This window comes from Pseudomonas sp. CLCA07 (genome assembly GCF_053615335.1).
The window spans coordinates 1,350,924-1,369,030 of record NZ_CM132131.1; the positions used below are offsets into that span (position 1 = coordinate 1,350,924).

Sequence of the window (18,107 nt, forward strand, 5' to 3'; positions counted from 1 at the left end):
GAGGAATGAGAGATTGTGTCAAAGTCGAAAAACCGGCGGTGTTATGCCGGTGAGTGGCAACGCTTGACCTCATGAGCTCAATGGGATCCTTGTAGCAGCTGCCGAGGCTGCGTCCGGCTGCGAAGCAGTCGTAAACCCTATGTATGCGGTTTACCTGAAGGATCTTAGTGCCTGAATTCACGACGGCTTCGCAGCCGGACGCAGCCTCGCAGGCTCGGCAGCTGCTACAGGGGTCTAGGCGCTTCCCGGTTCTTTGCCGACGTCGTACTCACGCAACTTGTTGGCAATGGTCGTATGCGAAACCCCCAACCGCTTGCCCAACTGCCGACTGCTCGGATGCTCGGAGTACAGCCTCTCCAACACCGCTTTCTCGAAACGACCGACAATCTCGTCAAGCCCGCCTTCAAGCGAAAAATCGCCAAGCGGCTGACGCACACCGTAATCCGGCAGGCGAATGTGCTCGGCCTTGACCGTCCCGCCCTCACACAACGAAACCGCCTGGAACAACACGTTTTCCAATTGCCGGACATTGCCCGGCCAGTGGTAATGACTGAGCCGCTCCATCGCTGCCGGCGCCAGTTTCGGCAACGGGCAACCGATCTGCCGGCTGGCTTGATCGAGGAAGTGCTCCACCAGCGGCGTCAAACCATCGAGGCATTCACGCAGTGGCGGAATGTGCAGCGAAAGCACGTTCAAACGGTGATACAGATCCTGGCGAAACTCGCCCCGCGCGCACAGCTCAGACAAATCCACCTGAGTCGCGCAGATCACCCGCACATCCAGATAAACCTCTTCATCGCTGCCCACACGCCGGAAGCAACCGTCCTGCAGGAAGCGCAGCAATTTCACCTGCAAGCGCGGGCTCATTTCCCCCACGCCATCGAGAAACAACGTACCGCCCGCCGTCAACTCCAGCAGCCCAAGCTTGCCTTCGGCGCGAGCGCCTTCGAAGGCGCCGGGGCCGTAGCCGAACAATTCGGTCTCGGCCATCGACTCGGGCAAACCGGCGCAATTGAGCGCCATTAATGGAGATTGCCCACGAGGGCTAGCCAGGTGACAGGCGCGCGCCAGCAACTCTTTACCAGTGCCGGTTTCGCCTTCTATCAACAGCGGCGCATCCAATGGCGCCATGCGGCGTGCTTCGCGCACTACCGCTGCCATCACTTTCGAGCTTTGGAAGATGCTGTCGAACCCGCGCAGTTCTTGCTTGCGCACGTTATAGATGCGTTCGCCCACCCGGTCAGCGCGGTGCAGCGTCAATACCGCACCGGCCATGGCTTCACTGTCGTCATGCTCCGATTGCAACGGCGCGATGTCAGCCAGAAACACGTCGCCCTTGACCTTGACCCGCAACCCGTTGATGCGCGACTTGTTGGCCCGCACCAGCTCCGGCAAATCAAAATCCTCGGCGTAACGCGACAGCGGAATCCCCGGCACCTCATCCACCCGCACCCCGAGCAATTGCGCCGCCGCCCGGTTGGCCGCGACAATGGAGCCGCCCATGTCGATCGACAACACCGGAAACTCCAGGGCACCGAGCAAGGCATTGAGCTCCATATGCCGACGCTCGCTGGGCATCAGCCCTACACGCTTGACGCCGAATACGCCGGCTATCGATTCGAATTTCGGACGCAGGGCCTGGAACTGAATGTTGATCAGGTTCGGGCAATGCAGGTAGATCGCATTGCCATGCTCACCGCCGACCTCGCCACGAGCGACGTTGATCCCGTATTCCACCAGCAAGTTGAGAATGTCGCGCAGGATACCGATGCGGTTCTGGCAGTGGACTTTGATACGCATATAAAGGCCCAAAGAAAGGGGGAATCGAGGCCCCGCGCGAGAATTTTTCTGCGCTGGCGCCAAAGTAGTCGTCAAGATTATGTGACACCCGGACACCTTTTCAAACCCGCAAATCTCAATAGCTGCGCCATCGCAGCGATTCCGTAACGAATACTTTACGAAAAGCGGAGAATTTTCCTACGCAGAACGCCAAACACCTGCTGCAACACCGCTCACCTTGGGGTATTTCTAGGTCAATAGCAGCACATAACAAGAATGAATCCCCTAGCAGGAGAGCAGCATGAAGCAGACGCAATACGTGGCTCGCGAGCCCGATGCGCAAGGTTTTATCGACTACCCCGCTGAAGAACACGCGGTGTGGAACACGCTGATCACTCGTCAATTGAAAGTGATCGAGGGTCGTGCGTGCCAGGAATACCTGGACGGTATCGAAAAACTCGGTCTGCCCCACGACCGCATTCCGCAACTCGGTGAAATCAACAAAGTCCTCGGTGAAACCACCGGCTGGCAAGTGGCCCGAGTCCCGGCGCTGATTCCCTTCCAGACTTTTTTCGAATTGTTGGCCAGTAAGCAGTTTCCGGTGGCGACGTTTATTCGTACCCGCGAAGAGCTGGATTACCTGCAAGAGCCGGACATTTTCCACGAGATTTTTGGCCACTGTCCGCTGCTGACCAACCCCTGGTTTGCTGAATTCACCCACACCTACGGCAAACTTGGCCTGCAAGCGACCAAGGAAGAACGCGTGTACCTGGCGCGCCTGTACTGGATGACCATCGAGTTCGGTCTGGTCGATACAGCTGAAGGCCTGCGCATTTACGGCGGCGGCATTCTTTCCTCTCCAAAAGAAACCGTTTACTGCCTGTCGAACGAACCTGAACATCAGACGTTCGATCCGCTGGAATGCATGCGCACGCCATACCGCATCGACATCCTGCAACCGCTGTACTTTGTTTTGCCGAACCTCAAGCGTCTGTTTGATGTAGCTCATGAAGACATTATGAGCATGGTCAAACAAGGCATGCAGCTGGGCTTGCACACACCAAAATTTCCGCCAAAGGCTGCGTGATCCGCGCCTTTTGGCATCAGGTGAGTCTGTTACGGATCGACGCTTTGCTATAGCGTCATCTCACTGACGACCGTTTCCCCAAACACTCGATTTCAGGAATTCATCATGTCCACATTGAACCAAGCCCATTGCGAAGCCTGCCAAGCCGGCGCCCCTCAGGTCAGCGACGAAGAGTTGCCGGTACTGATCAAGCAGATCCCGGACTGGAACATCGAAGTCCGCGACGGCGTGATGCAGCTGGAAAAACTGTTTCTGTTCAAAAACTTCAAACATGCACTGGCGTTCACCAACGTCGTCGGTGAAATCTCCGAGGCTGAAGGTCACCATCCGGGCCTGCTGACCGAATGGGGCAAAGTCACCGTCACCTGGTGGAGCCACTCCATCAAGGGCCTGCACCGCAACGACTTCATCATGGCCGCGCGTACTGACGAAGTGGCCAAGGACGCCGAGGGCCGCAAATAATGCATTTCGACGCCATAGGTCGAGTCCCCGGCGATCCGATTCTCGGTTTGATGGAAGCCTATGCGCAGGACCCGAACCCGCGCAAATTTGACCTCGGCGTGGGTGTCTATAAAGACGCCCAAGGCCTGACGCCGATTCCGCAGTCGGTGAAGCTTGCCGAGCAGCGTCTGGTGGATCGTCAAACCACCAAAACCTACATCGGTGGTCACGGTGAACCGGCGTTCGGCAAAGCCATCAGCGAGCTGGTGCTCGGTGCGGACTCCACGCTGATCGCCGGGCAACGCGCTGGAGCGACCCAAACCCCGGGCGGCACCGGTGCATTGCGCTTGAGCGCCGATTTCATCGCCCAGTGCCTGCCGGGCCGTGGCGTGTGGATGAGCAACCCGACCTGGCCGATCCACGAAACCATTTTCGCGGCGGCCGGGGTCAAGGTCAGTCACTACCCGTACGTTGGCAGCGACAACCGCCTCGACGTCGACGCCATGCTCGCGGTGCTCAATGAAGCACCAAAGGGCGACGTGGTGTTGCTGCACGCCTGCTGCCACAACCCGACCGGTTTCGATCTTTCCCATGACGACTGGCGCCGTGTGCTGGACGTGGTGCGCAGTCGCGATCTGTTGCCGTTGATCGACTTCGCCTACCAAGGCTTCGGTGATGGACTGGAGCAGGATGCCTGGTCGACCCGTTTGTTCGCTGACGCGTTGCCGGAAGTGCTGATCACCAGTTCGTGCTCGAAGAACTTCGGGTTGTACCGCGACCGCACCGGCGCGCTGATTGTCTGCGCAAAAACCGCTGACAAGCTCGTGGACATCCGCAGCCAACTGGCCAACATCGCCCGCAATCTGTGGTCGACACCGCCGGATCACGGTGCAGCCGTGGTGGCGACCATTCTTGGCGATCCAGAGCTGAAAAGCCTCTGGGCCGACGAAGTGGAAGCCATGCGTTTGCGTATCGCCCAGTTGCGCAGCGGTCTGGTCGAAGCGCTGGAACCCTATGGTTTGCGCGAGCGTTTTGCGCACATTGGCGTACAACGCGGGATGTTCTCCTACACCGGTTTGACGGCTGAACAGGTTAAACAGCTGCGTGATCATCACAGCGTGTACATGGTCAACTCCGGCCGGGCCAACGTGGCGGGGATTGATGCAACGCGCCTGGATTTGCTGGCCGAGGCGATTGCCAACGTCTGCAAGTAACCACCAAACACTGAAGATCCCACTGTAGGAGCGAGCTTGCTCGCGAAAGCGGTGGGTCAGTCGACATAAACATTGACTGATCCACCGCATTCGCGAGCAAGTCGAATCGTCGCACCGTCGCTCCTACATTTGTTTCGTATTGCTGCCTATTCCAGACCTGTCTAGACAACCCCATCCGTCGAAACAAATGGATATAAAAGTCGGGTTGTCATTTTTACTGCTGTATCCTGCCCAGGCTTTGTATAAGCGCGGATCTACCAGATCTATCAACAGACTTTGCGAGGAGCGCGAAATATGCACGAGATTCCTAATCTCCCCTTCCCAAGCCTGCACGAAACTGAGCAGACAACCACGCAACAAGCCGGCGCCCAACAGCCCGAACTGAAAGAAGCTACTGAACGCCGCCAGGCCGACAGCGAAGACTGAAACACCTGCAATGCCAGACCGTGTGGAAAGCGCTAACATGCGCTTTCCACACCGCCTGAACCTTGAGCCCCGCACCATGACCGATGACTTCTCAGAAACCCAAGCCAGCGTCCTGATCGGCACCGCCGAGAAGATGATCGAGATCTGGAACCACCTGTCCCCCGAGAAACAAGCCGCCTTGCTCGCCCGTTTCGGCACTCAAGAAAACGCCCTGGCCGCCCTGGTCACGACGCAACTGGTTGCCCCCGCCAAACCCTGATCCACACCGCCCGGCAAATAGTTTTACTTTTTCCACGACCCGCGAGCGCTCGCGCCGCTATCATAAGCAGCCTATCTATCCTGCTTTCCCGTGGACTTTTACCCATGTCTGAAAACCAGCGCCCCTTGGCGGTCACGCTGCAAGTCGTTTCCATCGTTCTGTTTACCTTCATCGGCTACCTGAATGTCGGCATTCCTCTCGCCGTACTGCCCGGCTACGTCCACAGCGACCTCGGTTTTGGCGCAGTCATCGCCGGGCTGGTGATCAGCGTGCAATACCTGGCCACCCTGCTCAGCCGACCTTATGCCGGCAAAATCATCGACAACAAGGGCAGCAAACTGGCGGTGATGTACGGCCTGGCCGGTTGCGGCTTGAGCGGTGTGTTCATGCTGATTTCTGCCTGGACCCAAAGTCTGCCGACGGTGAGCCTGATCAGCCTGCTGATTGGCCGCTTGGTGCTGGGTAGCGCAGAAAGTCTGGTCGGCTCAGGATCGATTGGCTGGGGCATCGGCCGTGTTGGCGCGGCAAACACCGCCAAGGTGATTTCCTGGAACGGCATCGCCAGTTACGGCGCTCTGGCCGTCGGCGCGCCGCTGGGCGTGCTGTTGGTCCATCAGTTGGGATTGTGGAGCATGGGCGTGAGCATTGTGCTGCTGGCCGTTCTGGGCCTGGCACTGGCCTGGCCAAAAACTGCCGCACCGATTGTGGTCGGTGAGCGTTTGCCGTTCATGCATGTGCTGGGACGCGTATTGCCCCACGGTTGCGGCCTGGCGCTGGGCTCCATCGGTTTTGGCACCATCGCCACCTTCATCACTTTGTATTACGCCACGCAACACTGGGACAACGCGGTGTTATGCCTGAGCTTGTTCGGCGCCAGCTTCATCGGCGCGCGCCTGCTGTTTGGCAACCTGATCAACCGCCTCGGCGGGTTCCGCGTGGCGATTGCCTGCCTGTCCGTAGAAACCCTGGGGTTGCTGCTGCTGTGGCTGGCGCCGGATGCCCATTGGGCACTGGCCGGTGCGGCGCTGACCGGTTTCGGTTTTTCGCTGGTCTTTCCAGCGCTGGGCGTGGAAGCGGTCAACCTGGTGCCCGCCTCCAGCCGTGGCGCGGCCGTCGGGGCTTATTCGCTGTTCATTGATTTGTCGCTGGGAATTACCGGCCCGCTGGCGGGTGCCATTGCGGCAGGGTTTGGTTTTGCTTCGATTTTCCTGTTCGCTGCGATTGCCGCGCTGAGCGGCTTGGCCTTGAGCGTTTACTTGTACCGGCAAGCACCGAAGCAACGCGAAGCGCGAGAGTCGCGTTAAAAATCGACCTTGCCGCGCCCGGCCTTGATGCTCCCGCGCTTGGTCTTCGATTCAAGCCGACGCTTTTTTGAACCCAGCGTCGGTTTGGTCGGGCGACGCTTCTTTTCGACCTTGGTCGCGCTGAGGATCAGCTCGGTCAAGCGCTCCAGCGCATCCGCGCGATTGGCCTCCTGCGTGCGGTACTGCTGGGCCTTGATGATCAACACACCTTCGCTGGTGATGCGACTGTCGCGCAGCGCCAGCAGCCGCTCCTTGTAGAACTCGGGCAGGGACGAGGCCGGAATGTCGAAGCGCAGGTGCACGGCGCTGGAAACCTTGTTGACGTTCTGCCCGCCGGCGCCTTGGGCGCGGATGGCCGTCAACTCGATCTCGGCATCCGGCAGATGCACGTTGTTGGAAATCACCAGCATGGAAAAGCGTCCGGGTTCAGGGTGGTCAGGATACCGCGAATATCGGTCTGAATAGCAGGTAGTCACTGGAGCATGTGAGACCAAGAAGTCATGCCAGTCTTTTCTTACAGAGTTTTCGTATTTACAAATGGGGAGTTGCTTTGTTTTGAATGGCTATATTAGTCTCAAATCTCACACCAACGAGATCTATAACTTTATGTCATTTGAAAATATTCGATACCATTTGGCAGTGACCTGCTTGGTTTTAGGCTGTTCAATACCTATTATGGGAGCAGTTGTCTGGGTAATAACCGAAGTAATACCACTAGAGGGACGAGCCTTAAATATCACCTACATAGCAACGTATATACCTATTGCATTATTTGGCTTGCGCTTCTACATCCCAAGACTACGAGGAATTGCATAACATCGTTATGCCGCATGGTATCAATTGCCACGCACCATCGACGACTCCTTAACCATTGAATTTAAAGTTATAGAATCAACCAAACCCTCGAAAAACAAAGCTAGAGCGCCCGATTGCTGATAAGCCGGCACATTACTAATAGGATCATATCTAAAAAGCTGCGATGAACCAGCCTTGCGTACCGATCTAAACATGCCATAGCCAGACAAAAGCAAATCGGTCGAATAATACGCCATATTACCGTTATAACTATCCCTAAAAAGAGCTTGATAGCCTCGCCTAAGAGGACCTTGAACACTAGGTGCATCGGGACCGTTATAAATATTCGCCACCCCTTCGGCGATGTTATTTGCCCCATGACCGATTAGAAGCGCACCTGGCACGACCCCGATCCCCCACGACGCCCCCGTCATCGCGATGCCGACTTCAATTTGCATCCCTCCTGCCAAAACACCGATACCGTTTTGAGTATAAAAAAGCGCCTTCGACAATAACTCTTCGTGTTCGGCTCTTAATTCCTGAAGCCCTTGCCACGCGCTGATAAGCCCTTCAACAACCGCCTGAATAACCTCATCTGCGCAGGATGAAACAATCGAACTAAAGCGAAGCCGTGTCATACCATCAGCAAAATGCGCCATGCCAATGCTGCATCCAACCGCCACCAAGTCAGAGGCCGCTTTCGTCACATCATGGATATCACAGGCGTCTTCATTCATCCTCATTCCCCCAAGTACTATAAGCACTTGTCGCACCAGGAACATGCGCCCAGGCAATCTCTCTATACCGAATAGACACTAACTCTTGCGGCTCTGCGTCGTTCATACGAATAGCGTGCGGGACCTGCTGACTGATATGCGCGATACGCGCACCTGTAAGATGAATTGAATAGTATCGTTCTTGCCCGCCCGCGGAGGCGGTGCGGTAGAGATTGATAATGCATTCGACCTCTTCACGCTCATGCAGTGCACTGGCCAATAGAGGCGATGACTTATCGATAGCCTTGGTTATCATGATTGGCATGTGCTTGCCGCGACCTCCGGCAATGCTGCCATCATTACCGGTGACCATATCGTGCGAGTAAGCCAGCACCATTATTTCGTCCTGATGCGCGAACTGGCACTTGTTACCAATTGAGCTTTGGCCTGAGCAGCCGGCAGAAATAAGCCCTTGTCGCTTACCGGTAATACTCATGTAGCTGTGACTGGCCATAACCGCTAATCCTTGATGTATTCAAAGCGCGAGACTATGGCAAAAAAAGCATTAGGCAGGGTGTAGGCTGTTTCTGAAGCAACGAGCATCAGCCAACTTTTAAAAAATTTCAGAAATCACTGTAGTAAACAATGAATGCTTATGCAGGAGCGGGATTACAGCGCAATCTAAAATTAACGCATCAAAAACAAAAAACCCGGCACATTGGCCGGGTTTGTTGTTTCTGCGCTCTGCGCTTACTTCGCGTTGGAGCCTGCTGCGTGCAGTGCGTGCTGGGCGCTACGTTTGTTCTTGATGCCGTAGCAGACCCACATGAACACGACCCACACCGGAATCGCGTACACCGAGATCTGGATCCCCGGAATCAGCAGCATCACGCCCAGAATAAACACCACGAACGCCAGGCAGACGTAGTTCCCGTACGGGTACCACAGGGCCTTGAACAGCGGTGTTTGTTGGGTCTTGTTCATGTGCTGACGGAACTTGAAGTGCGAGAAGCTGATCATCGCCCAGTTGATCACCAGGGTCGCAACCACCAGCGACATCAACAGTTCCAAAGCGTTTTGCGGGATCAGGTAGTTCAACAGCACCGCGATCAGCGTCACCGCCGCCGAGGCGAGGATCGAACGCACCGGCACGCCGCGCTTGTCGATCTTCGACAAGGCCTTCGGCGCATCGCCCTGCTCGGCCATGCCCAGCAGCATACGGCTGTTGCAGTACGTGCCGCTGTTGTATACCGACAACGCCGCGGTCAACACCACGAAGTTGAGGATGTGCGCGGCGGTGTTGCTGCCGAGCATTGAGAACACTTGCACGAACGGGCTACCGCTGTAGGAATCACCCGACGCGTTCAAGGTCGCCAGCAGGCTGTCCCATGGCGTCAGCGACAACAGAATGACCAGCGCGCCGATGTAGAAAATCAGGATCCGGTAGATCACCTGGTTGATGGCTTTCGGGATCACGGTTTTCGGCTTGTCGGCTTCAGCAGCGGTGAAACCGAGCATTTCCAGGCCACCGAAGGAGAACATGATGATCGCCATGGCCATCACCAGACCGCTGACGCCGTTCGGGAAGAACCCACCGTGGGACCACAGGTTGCTGACCGCCGCTTGCGGGCCGCCATTGCCGCTGACCAGCAGGTAGCTGCCCAGGGCAATCATGCCCACGATGGCCACGACCTTGATGATCGCGAACCAGAACTCGGCCTCGCCAAAGACTTTGACGTTGGCCAGGTTGATCAGATTGATCAGCACGAAGAACCCGGCTGCCGAGACCCAGGTCGGGATGTCCGGCGCCCAGTAGTGGATGTATTTGCCGACCGCGGTCAGCTCCGACATGCCCACCAGGATGTACAGGATCCAGCAGTTCCAGCCCGACAGGAAGCCGGCAAAACCGCCCCAGTATTTGTGCGCGAAGTGGCTGAAGGAACCGGCAACGGGCTCTTCAACGATCATTTCGCCGAGCTGGCGCATGATCATGAACGCAATGAAGCCGCAGATGGCGTAGCCGAGGATCATCGACGGGCCGGCGGATTTCAGCACCCCGGCCGAGCCGAGGAACAAGCCGGTACCGATCGCACCACCGAGGGCAATCAATTGAATGTGGCGATTTTTCAGGCCGCGTTTGAGCTCGCCTGACTGCGAGGTTTGTCCACTCATGAAAAGGGTCTCACGTTCTGCGTATTTACAACGGTCATGCGTCACCTGTTTGTTTTTATCTGTGACGAAATCGAACCCGACACACTCGTGGCGTGGCGGAGTGAACAAGGCGGATAGCCTTGAGGTTTGCGCTGATGCGCAGGAGGTCACAGTTAAAACGCGGCGCATTGTACACCTGTAACCCCCTGCTACCAGACCCGCCTGATCAGCGTGTCATTTGCCGGGATTGCCTGTGTCCACCCCGAGCGTCTCGGGCGGCTGCAAAAATTGAGTCAGACCTTTGCAGGTCAGTGACGGGAGCAATCGAGAAATCGCCCCTCGATAGGAGATGGAGATGAGTCACGGCGTACATTGCGCCTCCTTCTTGTTATGCACCTGCACGACAGGCATGTGGCGCATCTGACCCTTATGGCGCCGCCGAAACAAGCGGGCCAGAGCCTTGGGCGATCGTTCAGCAGATTGATTTCGGCAGGTTTTCCTTACACCCCTTCCGTGAACGTCAACCCAAGGCGTTTTAGGCGATATTTCGTCAGGATTTCTTTACACGCCGTAACGAATATTTTCCTGATCGGATTCGTCAGTCAGACGACTGCACATTGACGACGGTGTCACTACTGGCGCCTTCGCGAGCAGGCTCGCTTGTATGGTAGGACTTGAAGGGAGGAGGAGGGACAAGGCTCGTTTCTGACTGTTGACGCAGTACAGACCGTGGGAGATTTCGCCCCTCCTCCTTTCACCCAAGCGCCGATAAAGAATGCTTCTGGCTAGACCGACGATAGGAACAAGCCTGCGCCTCTGGGTGAGCCCTTCAAGTGCTTAAAACCTTATCCCGGAGGAAATCCAATGGCAATGCCGGTTCTTGTTTCAAAGCCGATCGTGGGTGTGGATGTCGCCAAGAATGAATTGGTGATTTATCAGGCAGAGTTCGATTTGCTCGAAGAAATCCCCAACACCAAAGCGGCCATCAAGCAGTGGTTGAAGGCCTTGCCGGGGACAGTGGCGATCGCCATTGAGGCCACCAACATCTATCACCTGGAGTTTGCTGACTTGGCCTATGAGGCCGGTTGCACTATTTACATGGTGGGCGGCTATGAACTCAGTCATTACCGAAAAGGTGTCAAAGTTCGCGCCAAAACTGATGCGCTAGATGCCAAGTTACTTGCCCGTTATTTAAAGAACGAAGCTGAGGAGCTTCATCCGTGGACCCCGCCGTCACCGCTGTACCGCCAGCTCTTGAGCCTTTTCCGCCGCCGGGCGGCTTTGGTCCAGGCGCGAGTTGGCCTGGTGCAAAGCTGGGCGAATGAACCGTTGCTGAAAACCGCTTTCGCCGAGCAAGTGAAATCCATGCAGCAACTTGAAGTGCTGGTCGAAAAGACGATTAAGGACCATCTGAAAGAAGCCGGCTTGCTCGGCCAGTTAAAGCGGTGTCTGAAAGTTGAAGGTATTGGTTTTTTGACCGGAGCTCGCTTGATTGCGGCTTTTCAGCGGGGTGACTTCAGAAACGCGAATGCCTTTATCGCCTTCTTGGGAATGGATTTGCGGGTGGCGAAGTCAGGACAAAAAGATTGTCGCCGGAGTTTGAGCAAGCGAGGTGACCCAGAGGCCCGGCGCCTTTTGCACAATGCAGCGATGTCGGCCAGCCGAACGGCGGCCTGGAAAGGATTTTACGAAGCGCAAAGAGCTCGGGGCTTCAGCACCACTCAGGCGCTGGTAATGCTGGCTCGCAAGCTTGCTCGGGTTGTATTCGCCCTGCTGAACGGGCAAAGCGAATACCAACCGAAAACCAGTTGAGGGCTTCCCCTCAACCATAGAATCTCCCACATTGGAATGCGATCAACTGTGGGAGCGAGCCTGCTCGCGATGACGCCCGACCATTCACCACAACACTTAAAGTCAGACAAAAAAAAAGCCACCCCGAGGGATGGCGTTTTTTATGTGGCGCTTACCGATTACTCAGGCTTGCGACGACCAAAGCCCGGACGCTGGCCCGAACCGGCTGGCGCACCGCGACGCTTGCCCGATGGCGCGTCCTTGTCGACCAGGACGATGCCTGGGCGTTTCTTCGGCGCTGGCTTGGCCGGGCGCTTGGTGTCGGAAGGACGGTCTGCCACTGGCGTACCGCGACCCGACTCACCACGACCCGCTGGAGCACCGCGATCGCTGCGACCGCCGCTTGGCGCACCACGGCCTTCGCCGCGCTCGGTGCGACCATTGGCCGGACGTGGCGTGCGTGGACCGCGCTCGCCATCAGCACGAGGTGCTGCTGGTTTACGGGCTGGACGCTCGCCTTCGATATGCGGTTCACGGGAATCACGCGGAGCAACAGCTGTCTGGCCACCGGCCGCTGGACGCAACGTGCGCACGCGCTCGGTCTTGCCCATCGGACGCGACGATTTACGCTGCATACGATCGAGCTTGTCTTTGCTCTTGGCGTTCATCTGCGGCATCGCGACCGGCGTCAGGCCAACCTCGGCACTCAGAATGTCGACTTCGTACTGGCTCATTTCGCGCCAGCGGCCCATCGGCAGGTCGGAGTTGAGGAACACCGGACCGAAACGCACGCGCTTCAGACGGCTGACCACCAGGCCCTGGGATTCCCACAGGCGACGAACTTCGCGGTTACGACCTTCCATCACCACGCAGTGATACCAGTGGTTGAAACCTTCACCGCCTGGCGCCTGCTTGATGTCGGTGAACTTGGCCGGGCCATCTTCGAGGACGACGCCTGCTTTCAAACGCTCGATCATTTCATCATCGACTTCACCACGCACACGTACCGCGTATTCACGGTCCATTTCGTAGGAAGGGTGCATCAGGCGGTTGGCCAACTCACCGTCGGTGGTGAACATCAGCAGACCGGTGGTGTTGATGTCCAGACGGCCGATGTTGATCCAGCGACCTTCTTTCGGGCGCGGCATCTTGTCGAACACGGTCGGACGGCCTTCCGGGTCGACACGGGTGCAGATTTCACCGTCGGGCTTGTTGTACATGATCACGCGGCGGACCGACTCGGCGGCTTCTTCGCGCTTGATCACCTTGCCATCAATGGTGATGGCGTCATGCATGTCGACACGCTGACCGAGCGTGGCGTCTTTGCCATTGACCTTGATGCGGCCGTGGCTGATCCAGGCTTCTACGTCACGGCGCGAGCCGACGCCGATACGGGCGAGGACTTTCTGCAGTTTTTCGCCTGCTGGGCCGATTTCCTGGTCGTCTTTCTGGTCGTTGATACTCATCTGGGCACCTCCCGGTGTGGTCTGTTCAGGCTTTTGCCTGAAGCGATGTAAATCTGTGTACTTTTTTGAAGAGCCAAGGCGAAGGGATCGCCAAAGGGTCGCGAATCATACGCTCATGTGGGCGATTTCGCATCAGAGACTAGCTGATGAACGCAGAGTTACCTGCTTTTCCGCCGACCGGTGGCGCCGTACGCGTATCGTGCTTGTGTAGGAGCCGAGCTTGCTCGCGATAGCGGACTTCCATTCACTTTGATGTTGAATGTACTGACGTCATCGTCGGATCGCCGCCCGGAGCAAGCTCGGCTCCTACAGGATTGGGGTCAGTCGTCGAACTCGCGGCGTTCGGCTTCGATGGCTTCGGCGAGCGCCCGGGCTTCGGCTTCTTCGTCGCTCAACTCGGGCTCGGGCTCGGGCTCGGGCTCGGGTTTCGGTTGTTCGAGGGCTGCGACGGCAGCCAGGAGTTTTTCGCGAGCTTCGGCTACGCCCAACACGTCGTCTTCAAGCTCTGGTTCCTGCTCTTCTTCAACTGTGGCTTCGGGCTCGACCTGAAGTTCACTGTCGATTTCCGGCTCAACCGCGGTCACTTCGCCATCGCGCAACAAATCGTCGAAGTCGGTCTTGAGCCCCTCCTCCATGGTGTCCAACTCCAGCAACAACGTGTGGAAACTGGTTTCTTCCTTCGGCTCTTCCGGCTCGGCGCTGGCGTCCGCCAATGCCTGCAGGCTGGCAGGCACGGGGGCGTCGTCAAAATCGAGCACCGGGTCCGGCTCCAGCTCGCGCAGTTCGGCCAGCGGCGGCAGATCGTCGAGGTTTTTCAGGTTGAAGTGATCGAGAAACGCCTTGGTGGTCGCGAACATCGCCGGTTTGCCGGGCACATCGCGGTGGCCAACGATGCGGATCCACTCACGCTCCATCAGCGTCTTGACGATCTGACTGTTCACCGCCACGCCCCGCACGTCTTCGATCTCGCCCCGTGTGATCGGTTGGCGATAGGCGATCAGCGCGATGGTTTCGAGCATGGCGCGGGAATAACGCTGAGGGCGTTCCTCCCACAGACGCCCGACCCACGGCGAAAACTTTTCGCGGATTTGCAGGCGATAGCCCGAAGCCACTTCCCTCAGTTCGAAGGCGCGGCCGTCGCAGGACTTGGCCAATATCGTCAGCGCTTTCTTGAAGACCGCCGGCTCCGGCCGCTCGCCTTCTTCGAACAGCTCGAACAGGCGTTCAAGCGATTGCGGTTTTCCCGAGGCCAACAGAAAGGCTTCAAGCAGTGGCGCCAGCTCGCGGGGTTCAGTCAGGTTCATGATTCAACTCGTTATTCGGCTCGGGCCCGCACGTGGATCGCTGCGAACGGCTCATTCTGCACCAGCTCGACCAAGGATTCCTTGACCAGTTCGAGGATGGCCATAAAGGTCACCACCACCCCGAGTCGTCCTTCTTCAGCGGTGAACAGCTCGACAAAGGGCACGAAACCGCCGCCCTTGAGCCGTTCCAGCACATCGCTCATGCGTTCACGGGTGGACAGTGCCTCGCGGCTGACCTGGTGGCTTTCAAACATGTCGCCACGGCGCAGGACCTCGGCCATGGACAACAGCAACTCCGACAGACGCACGTCCGGCAACAGCTTGCGCGCCCGGGCTTCCGGAGCATCTAGCTTGGGCACCACCACGTCACGTCCAACACGGCTCAGGCCATCAATACCTTCGGCGGCCGCCTTGAAGCGCTCGTACTCCTGCAAACGGCGGATCAGCTCGGCGCGCGGGTCGTCTTCTTCGTCTTCAATGGTTTCGGCTCGCGGCAACAGCATCCGCGACTTGATCTCGGCCAGCATCGCGGCCATCACCAGGTACTCAGCCGCCAGCTCCAAGCGCACCGACTGCATCAACTCGACATAACCCATGTACTGGCGGGTGATTTCCGCCACCGGGATGTCGAGGATGTTGATGTTCTGTTTGCGGATCAGGTACAGCAACAGGTCGAGCGGGCCTTCGAAGGCTTCGAGAAACACCTCCAGTGCATCCGGCGGGATGTACAGGTCCAGCGGCATTTCCAAAACCGCCTGGCCATACACCATCGCGAAGGGCAGCTCTTGCTGGGTTCCGGCTTGACTGTCGACAACGGGTTCTACTGCAGACATCTACGCCTCGGCCATGAACGGCGCAGGGTCGCCGCAACCGACACGGATCACTTCCGGCTCACCGTCGGCGAGACTGATCACAGTGGACGCCTTGATCCCGCCGTAACCGCCGTCAATGATCAGGTCGACCTGATGCTCAAGCAATTGACGCATTTCGTGCGGGTCCGTCAGCGGGTCGGTGTCGCCGGGCATGATCAGGGTCACGCTCATCAGCGGCTCACCCAGCTGTTCCAGCAGCGCCAGGGCAATCGGATGGCTAGGCACTCGCAGGCCGATGGTGCGCTTTTTCGGGTGCAGCAACAGGCGCGGGACTTCGCGGGTGGCGTTGAGAATAAACGTGTACGGCCCCGGCAGGTGCGCCTTGAGCAAGCGGAACGTGCCGGTATCGATTTTGGCAAACAACCCCAGTTGCGACAGGTCACTGCAAATCAGCGTGAAGTTGTGTTTGTCATCCAGCCCGCGCAAACGGCGCACGCGTTCCACGGCATTCTTGTCGCCGATCTGGCAACCAATGGCATAGGACGAGTCTGTGGGGTAAACCACCACCCCGCCTTTGCGAATGATCTCGACAGCCTGTTTGATCAGGCGCGCTTGTGGGTTTTCCGGATGAATCTGGAAAAATTGACTCACATTCTCTACCTGTTCAGACGGCGGCAATAATTGGGTCATGTTTGAATCGACACCACAGTGGTGGCAGATCCTCCGGGAGCGGGCGGTATTCGCCGATCTCGGACCAGCCTCCAGGGCCATGAAAATCACTGCCGGCACTGACCAGCAGACCGAACTCACGAGCAAGAATCGCCAGACTGCCCACTTGTTCGGCGGGCTGATGGCCATTGACCACTTCAATCGCGTGGCCCCCGGCTTGAATATAGTCAGAAATCAGCCGACGACGCTTGCTGCGAGTGAAATCGTAGTGCCAGGGATGCGCCAGGCTGACCCAAGCCTTGGCGGCGCGCAGGGTTTCGACAGTCTCCTCCAGGGTCGGCCAGTGTTGCTTGACGTCGCCCAGCTTGCCGGCGCCCAGCCATTTGCGGAACGCTTCGGCGCGGTCCTTTACATACCCTTCACGCACCATCCAGTCGGCGAAGTGCGGGCGGGCCGGCGCGTTGCCGCTGTCACCCAGTTCCTGCTGTATGGCCCGGGCACCTTCCAGCGCTCCCGGCATGCCCTTCAATGCCAGCTTGCGGCTTATTTCTTCGGATCGTAGCCAACGGCCATCGTGCAGTTTGGCAATCGCCTCGACCAACGGCGGCGCCGTTACATCAAACCCGTAACCCAATACATGAATGGTCGCGCCGCCCCAAGTGCAGGACAATTCGACGCCATTGACCAGTTGCATCCCCAGCGCAGTCGCGGCTGTGCGAGCCTCGTCGAGGCCCTCAAGAGTGTCGTGATCGGTCAAGGCCAGGACTTGCACGCCTTTCTCGAACGCACGCGCAACCAGTACCGCAGGCGCCAGGGCGCCATCGGAGGCCGTGCTATGGCAGTGCAAATCAACATTCACAGGACTTTGTTACCTCAAATCAGCTGGCGCTATCGCGCGCCCATATGTTTGTTATTATGCCGCCACATCCTGCTTCTGGCTGCCACTGTGAAACAATTCATCGATTTCATCCCGCTTCTGCTGTTTTTCATCGTCTTCAAACTTGACCCAAGGGTCGTCGACATCGGCGGTCATGAGTTGACTGTAGGCGGAATTTACAGCGCCACCGCAATGCTGATCATCAGCTCCCTGGTGGTTTACGGCACGCTGTTCATCAAGCAGCGCAAGCTTGAGAAAAGCCAGTGGCTGACCCTCATCGCCTGTCTGGTCTTCGGTAGCCTGACCCTGGCGTTCCACAGCGAAACCTTCCTGAAGTGGAAAGCGCCGGTGGTGAACTGGTTGTTTGCCCTGGCGTTCATTGGCAGCCATTTCGTCGGTGACAGCCTGTTGATCAAACGTATCATGGGCCACGCGCTGACCCTGCCGGAGCCGGTCTGGACGCGCCTGAACATCGCCTGGATCGCCTTCTTCCTGTTTTGCGGTGCCGCCAACCTGTTCGTCGCGTTCACCTACCAAGAATACTGGGTCGACTTCAAAGTCTTCGGCAGCCTGGGCATGACACTGCTGTTCCTGGTTGGCCAGGGCATTTACCTGTCCCGCCACCTGCACGACGCCGATATCACCACGCCAAAAACCGAGGACTGACATGCTTTACGCAATCATTGCCACAGACGTCGCCAACTCCCTGGAAGCCCGACTGGCCGCACGCCCTGCCCACCTTGAGCGCCTGCAAGTGCTCAAGGGCGAAGGCCGCATCGTATTGGCCGGCCCGCACCCGGCAGTCGACAGCAATGATCCGGGCGCTGCGGGTTTCACCGGCAGCCTGATCGTCGCCGAATTCGATTCCCTGAGCGCCGCACAAGCCTGGGCCGACGCCGACCCGTATATCGCTGCAGGCGTCTACGCCAACGTTTCGGTCAAACCATTCAAGCAAGTCCTGCCGTAAATCTCTCCCGCGCGGTGAACCTTGTCGGTTCATCGCGCTCTCAATCGCT

At 57.8% G+C, this 18,107-nt stretch carries 19 protein-coding genes; 9 read left to right on the top strand and 10 right to left on the bottom strand.

Features of this window, described 5'->3' with window-relative positions:
* Positions 1 to 234 precede the first annotated feature (234 nt).
* Positions 235 to 1,800 carry a sigma-54-dependent transcriptional regulator gene (locus ACWGZX_RS06255; protein WP_223517025.1) on the bottom strand — a complete coding sequence of 522 codons (1,566 nt, stop codon included), beginning with the start codon at positions 1,798 to 1,800 and terminating at the stop codon, positions 235 to 237.
* A 280-nt stretch (positions 1,801 to 2,080) separates the two neighbouring features.
* Between ACWGZX_RS06255 and phhA the strand changes: the two genes are divergently transcribed.
* From phhA to ACWGZX_RS06285, 6 genes are all read left to right on the top strand, one after another.
* Positions 2,081 to 2,866, top strand: coding sequence for a phenylalanine 4-monooxygenase (gene phhA, locus ACWGZX_RS06260; protein ID WP_452627691.1), 786 nt, complete (start codon positions 2,081 to 2,083; stop codon positions 2,864 to 2,866).
* Between the two features lie 105 nt (positions 2,867 to 2,971).
* Positions 2,972 to 3,328 carry a 4a-hydroxytetrahydrobiopterin dehydratase gene (locus ACWGZX_RS06265; protein ID WP_452627692.1) on the top strand — a complete coding sequence of 119 codons (357 nt, stop codon included), beginning with the start codon at positions 2,972 to 2,974 and terminating at the stop codon, positions 3,326 to 3,328.
* Positions 3,328 to 4,521 carry an amino acid aminotransferase gene (locus ACWGZX_RS06270; protein WP_452627693.1) on the top strand — a complete coding sequence of 398 codons (1,194 nt, stop codon included), beginning with the start codon at positions 3,328 to 3,330 and terminating at the stop codon, positions 4,519 to 4,521. Before ACWGZX_RS06265 ends, ACWGZX_RS06270 begins: the two co-directional genes overlap by 1 nt.
* A 294-nt stretch (positions 4,522 to 4,815) precedes the next feature.
* Positions 4,816 to 4,947 carry a hypothetical protein gene (locus ACWGZX_RS06275; RefSeq protein WP_263288442.1) on the top strand — a complete coding sequence of 44 codons (132 nt, stop codon included), beginning with the start codon at positions 4,816 to 4,818 and terminating at the stop codon, positions 4,945 to 4,947.
* A 76-nt stretch (positions 4,948 to 5,023) separates the two neighbouring features.
* The gene (locus tag ACWGZX_RS06280; RefSeq protein ID WP_452628971.1) at positions 5,024 to 5,206 is read left to right on the top strand and encodes a hypothetical protein; all 183 of its coding nucleotides are present in this window, start codon (positions 5,024 to 5,026) and stop codon (positions 5,204 to 5,206) included.
* Positions 5,207 to 5,310: 104 nt separating this feature from the next.
* A complete protein-coding gene (locus ACWGZX_RS06285; RefSeq protein WP_452627694.1) occupies positions 5,311 to 6,510 on the top strand; it encodes an MFS transporter in 1,200 nt (399 codons plus the stop codon).
* On the opposite strand, the gene arfB is transcribed toward ACWGZX_RS06285, so the two are convergent.
* The 4 genes from arfB to ACWGZX_RS06305 form a co-directional block, all read right to left on the bottom strand.
* Entirely contained in the window at positions 6,507 to 6,920 is a 414-nt protein-coding gene (gene arfB / locus ACWGZX_RS06290; RefSeq protein ID WP_008010994.1) for an alternative ribosome rescue aminoacyl-tRNA hydrolase ArfB, read from the bottom strand. The genes ACWGZX_RS06285 and arfB overlap by 4 nt on opposite strands.
* A 426-nt stretch (positions 6,921 to 7,346) precedes the next feature.
* Positions 7,347 to 8,042 carry a DUF4225 domain-containing protein gene (locus tag ACWGZX_RS06295; RefSeq protein ID WP_452627695.1) on the bottom strand — a complete coding sequence of 232 codons (696 nt, stop codon included), beginning with the start codon at positions 8,040 to 8,042 and terminating at the stop codon, positions 7,347 to 7,349.
* Positions 8,035 to 8,535, bottom strand: a complete 501-nt coding sequence (locus tag ACWGZX_RS06300) for an Hcp family type VI secretion system effector (RefSeq protein ID WP_452627696.1) — start codon at positions 8,533 to 8,535, stop codon at positions 8,035 to 8,037. The genes ACWGZX_RS06295 and ACWGZX_RS06300 overlap by 8 nt, the downstream gene beginning before the upstream one ends.
* Positions 8,536 to 8,771: 236 nt before the next feature.
* Positions 8,772 to 10,193 carry an amino acid permease gene (locus ACWGZX_RS06305; RefSeq protein ID WP_452627697.1) on the bottom strand — a complete coding sequence of 474 codons (1,422 nt, stop codon included), beginning with the start codon at positions 10,191 to 10,193 and terminating at the stop codon, positions 8,772 to 8,774.
* An 843-nt stretch (positions 10,194 to 11,036) separates the two neighbouring features.
* Here ACWGZX_RS06305 and ACWGZX_RS06310 point away from each other — a divergent pair.
* A complete protein-coding gene (locus tag ACWGZX_RS06310) occupies positions 11,037 to 11,984 on the top strand; it encodes an IS110 family transposase (protein WP_452625178.1) in 948 nt (315 codons plus the stop codon).
* Between the two features lie 158 nt (positions 11,985 to 12,142).
* On the opposite strand, the gene rluB is transcribed toward ACWGZX_RS06310, so the two are convergent.
* From rluB to ACWGZX_RS06335, 5 genes are all read right to left on the bottom strand, one after another.
* Positions 12,143 to 13,429 (bottom strand): 23S rRNA pseudouridine(2605) synthase RluB, encoded by a 1,287-nt coding sequence (rluB, locus tag ACWGZX_RS06315; protein ID WP_452627698.1) that lies wholly within the window; start codon positions 13,427 to 13,429, stop codon positions 12,143 to 12,145.
* Between the two features lie 320 nt (positions 13,430 to 13,749).
* Positions 13,750 to 14,733 carry an SMC-Scp complex subunit ScpB gene (gene scpB / locus ACWGZX_RS06320; RefSeq protein ID WP_452627699.1) on the bottom strand — a complete coding sequence of 328 codons (984 nt, stop codon included), beginning with the start codon at positions 14,731 to 14,733 and terminating at the stop codon, positions 13,750 to 13,752.
* Positions 14,734 to 14,744: 11 nt separating this feature from the next.
* Positions 14,745 to 15,443: a segregation and condensation protein A gene (locus ACWGZX_RS06325; RefSeq protein WP_223519550.1), complete on the bottom strand. Its 699-nt coding sequence runs from the start codon at positions 15,441 to 15,443 to the stop codon at positions 14,745 to 14,747.
* 123 nt (positions 15,444 to 15,566) lie between these two features.
* The gene (locus ACWGZX_RS06330) at positions 15,567 to 16,196 is read right to left on the bottom strand and encodes an L-threonylcarbamoyladenylate synthase (protein ID WP_452627700.1); all 630 of its coding nucleotides are present in this window, start codon (positions 16,194 to 16,196) and stop codon (positions 15,567 to 15,569) included.
* A gap of 13 nt (positions 16,197 to 16,209) precedes the next feature.
* The gene (locus ACWGZX_RS06335) at positions 16,210 to 17,073 is read right to left on the bottom strand and encodes a PHP domain-containing protein (protein WP_452627701.1); all 864 of its coding nucleotides are present in this window, start codon (positions 17,071 to 17,073) and stop codon (positions 16,210 to 16,212) included.
* Between the two features lie 87 nt (positions 17,074 to 17,160).
* Here ACWGZX_RS06335 and ACWGZX_RS06340 point away from each other — a divergent pair, with 87 nt between their 5' ends.
* Positions 17,161 to 17,757 (top strand): septation protein A, encoded by a 597-nt coding sequence (locus tag ACWGZX_RS06340; RefSeq protein ID WP_223519540.1) that lies wholly within the window; start codon positions 17,161 to 17,163, stop codon positions 17,755 to 17,757.
* A gap of 1 nt (position 17,758) precedes the next feature.
* Complete coding sequence (locus ACWGZX_RS06345; protein WP_008156126.1) at positions 17,759 to 18,058, top strand: YciI family protein; 300 nt, start codon at positions 17,759 to 17,761, stop codon at positions 18,056 to 18,058.
* Positions 18,059 to 18,107 lie beyond the last annotated feature (49 nt).